The sequence below is a fragment of the Mesorhizobium sp. M1A.F.Ca.IN.020.03.2.1 genome (assembly GCF_004023205.1).
Classification (GTDB): domain Bacteria; phylum Pseudomonadota; class Alphaproteobacteria; order Rhizobiales; family Rhizobiaceae; genus Mesorhizobium.
This window is the reverse complement of the sequence record NZ_RZSV01000510.1, coordinates 1-474: the sequence shown is the minus strand read 5'-3', so window position 1 is coordinate 474 and position 474 is coordinate 1. Positions and strand designations below refer to the sequence as shown.

General features: G+C 59.5%; 1 protein-coding gene and 1 pseudogene. One reads left to right on the top strand and one right to left on the bottom strand.

Annotated features, from left to right (window positions below; translation table 11 throughout):
- Positions 1-230, bottom strand: a 230-nt coding sequence (locus tag EOA79_RS32435; protein WP_128293720.1) for an ATP-binding cassette domain-containing protein, incomplete at its 3' end; no start/stop codon positions are given.
- Between the two features lie 133 nt (positions 231-363).
- Between EOA79_RS32435 and EOA79_RS32430 the strand changes: the two are divergent.
- Positions 364-474: pseudogene (locus tag EOA79_RS32430) on the top strand (SMP-30/gluconolactonase/LRE family protein); the annotation flags it as partial.

Below are 474 nucleotides of genomic sequence, written 5' to 3'. Positions count from 1 at the left end.
TTGGGGCGGGGCGGGCGATGGTGATAATCCTCGCCGCGAAAGCGGATCGTGCCCTGGTCGCACTTGTGGATGCCGGCGAGCGTCTTGATGAGCGTGGATTTGCCGGCGCCGTTCTCGCCGAGCAGCGCGACGATCTCGCCCTCATGGATGTCGAGCGAGACCGACTTCAGCGCCAGGGTGCCGCCAAAGCGCTTGGAGATGTCGATGAATTCGATGAGCTTGGGCCGCATTTTTTGGCCTCCTCCCAAGCCAAGCAAATGACTGAATTGCGACCGATGTTATCGCTAACATTTATGCAGGTCAAGTCTTGAAAATGGATCAACGCGCCGGCTATCGATGAGGCGGTTTTCGCGGAGAAGCACCATGTTCGGAGACATTGAAGGCGCTGGGTTCGAAGTTCTCAACGAGCGGTTCGAGCGGTGTTTCGTCGGTCACGTTGCGGTCGAGCGGCTGTGGACCGGCGGGCGCTTGGTC